This window comes from Lutibacter sp. (assembly GCF_040883305.1).
GTDB lineage: Bacteria > Bacteroidota > Bacteroidia > Flavobacteriales > Flavobacteriaceae > Lutibacter.
The window spans coordinates 1-2,597 of the sequence record NZ_JBFLKT010000168.1; the positions used below are offsets into that span (position 1 = coordinate 1).

The following is a 2,597-nucleotide window of genomic DNA, read 5'->3' on the forward strand; positions in this document are numbered from 1 at the left end:
GCATTGCAAAAACGGGCGTGTTAGGCGTTAATTTAAAAGTAGCTTCAACTTTATAGGTTTCATCAATATCAAAAAAACTTAATGATTTGAACGTTTTTAAATCTTCTTCAGTTAAAGGAGAAGCTTCTGCACTTGCATATTGTGTATTTAGTTTATACTGAAATTGCTTAACTTCATCTTTATAGGTGTTGGTTTTTTGGGCGCAATTTGTATATAAAAAAAATAAACAAATGATAATTATTAGCTGCTTCATTCCAATAAAATTTAATTTTAATTCACAAAAGTAGCATAGTTGCATTTAAAAAGTATCATAAATAAAAAAAATAGTGTAGCTTTGAACTAAATAATTAGCATTCTCATGAAAAATTATAAACAATATAATACCGTATGTACGTGGTTTTTAAAAAACTGCTGGGCAATGTATATGTTATAATTATTCGTAAATAAATAATATCAATTCATTTAAACTCAGCAATTTGCTGGGTTTTTTTAGTTTTAAACAATGGTACTAAAGATAGTAAAATCATATAAAGATTCGTTTAGCGGATTGTCACAAGAAATTTGGTGGTTGGCATTAATCACATTTATAAATAGGGCAGGAACCATGGTGTTGCCATTTCTTTCGTTGTATTTAACAAAAGATTTAAAATTATCGTTATCTGAAGTTGGTTGGATTATGACCTGTTTTGGAGTTGGGTCTTTGTTAGGATCCTGGTTAGGAGGAAAGTTAACTGATAAATTTGGGTTTTATAAAGTAATGTTTTGGAGTTTGTTAACTACAGGGTTTTTATTTATTGCATTACAATTTGTACATACTTTTATAGGGTTCGCAATCGGAATTTTTATTACAATGACAGTGGCTGATACGTTTAGACCAGCAATGTTTGTTTCATTAAAAGCATATAGTAAACCAGAAAACCAAACACGTTCTTTAACATTAGTTCGTTTGGCAATTAATTTGGGGTTTTCTTTTGGACCTTTTTTGGGTGGAATTATTATTGCAACAATAAACTATTCAGGATTATTTTGGGTTGATGGAATTACTTGTATTGCTGCAATTTTTTTAATGAAATTAGTATTACATCCTAAAAAACTTAAAAAACCTATTGAAGAAACTATTGATTTGTTTTCTGAAAATAGTGCAACTTCTGTTTTTAAAGATTATCCCTATATAGTGTTTTTAACAGTAGTATTTATAATGGGCTTTATATTTTTGCAATTATTTACAACAATGCCATTGTATTATAAAGAAGTGCACGCACTATCCGAAGTTCAAATTGGATTGTTAATGTCGCTTAATGGTTTTTTTATTTTTTTGTTTGAAATGCCTTTAATCCATGCAATAGAAAAAACACTGATTAATAGAATGAAAATTATTACTTGGAGTTTAGTGTTGATGGCGTTAAGCTTTTTAGTATTAAATGTTTCAAACTGGTTCGGCATTTTAATTGTAGGAATGTTACTGATAACCATTGGGGAAATGTTGGCGTTTCCTTTTACAAATAATTTTGCAATGAACAGAGCTCCAAAAGGAAAAGATGGTATGTATTTAGCATATTATACCATGGCGTTTTCTTGGGCACATATTTTTAGTGCCAAAACTGGAATGGAAATAATAGACAGATATGGTTTTAATGTGAATTGGTTTTTTATGGGAGGTTTAGGTTTAATTGCAGTTTTACTAATGCTTTTTTTAAAACAATTATTAAACAAAGAGAAAAGTGTAAAACTAGTTTGAAAGCAAAACTTGTAATAGTTTTTATTTAAGAACTTAAAATATAAATGTATCATCTTACATTTTATAAGTTTGTTGATTCTAAACTGATGAAACATATTTTTTAAACAATAAAAAGATAACTTCTAAAGTTAATAGTTTAAACTTTTTATTTTTAGACCTTCTAAAGCACAACATTTTTATAGCTAATACGTTAATTGCATTACAAACTACTATGTTATGCTTAAACAATTCTTTTGGATGTGCTCTGGCGCTGATACCGATATTTTAAAAAATAGTTCAAAGGCTGAACAAACAAAATTTGCCGGGATAGGTGGTACTGTTTTTTTTACAGCGGTAATGGCATTTATTGCAGCTAGTTATGCATTGTATACCGTATTTGATTCTTATGTTACAGCAATTATTTTTGGTTTGGTTTGGGGGTTGCTTATTTTTAATTTAGATCGTTTTATTGTTTCAACTATTAAAAAACAAGACAATAAATGGAAAGAGGTTTTACAAGCCACACCACGGATTGTTCTTGCTATTATAATAGCAATAGTTATTTCTAAACCTTTGGAAATGAAAATTTTTGAAAAAGAAATCAATCAAGTCTTGTTAACTCAAAAAAACGATTTAACACTTGCGAATAAAAATCAAATTGCGAATCAATTTACACCAGAAATCACCAACCTTCAGATTGAAATTGGGCAATTAAAACAAGAGATAGCAACAAAAGAAGCCGAAACCAATGCGTTATACGCTACTTATATTTCTGAAGCCGAAGGAACTGCAGGTACAAAATTATTGGGTAAAGGACCAGTTTACAAAGAAAAACGCGAAAAACACGATGCAGCTTTGACTGAATTACAGCAATTAAAAA

General features: G+C 29.0%; 2 protein-coding genes and 1 pseudogene. 2 read left to right on the top strand and 1 reads right to left on the bottom strand.

Going from position 1 to position 2,597, the window contains the following annotated elements:
• Positions 1 to 253 (bottom strand): annotated as a pseudogene (locus AB1Z17_RS05445) (hypothetical protein); the annotation flags it as partial.
• Between the two features lie 249 nt (positions 254 to 502).
• Between AB1Z17_RS05445 and AB1Z17_RS05450 the strand changes: the two are divergent.
• Entirely contained in the window at positions 503 to 1,738 is a 1,236-nt protein-coding gene (locus AB1Z17_RS05450; RefSeq protein WP_368050787.1) for an MDR family MFS transporter, read from the top strand.
• Between the two features lie 216 nt (positions 1,739 to 1,954).
• On the top strand, positions 1,955 to 2,597 hold a 643-nt coding region (locus tag AB1Z17_RS05455), incomplete at its 3' end, for a DUF4407 domain-containing protein (protein ID WP_368050788.1).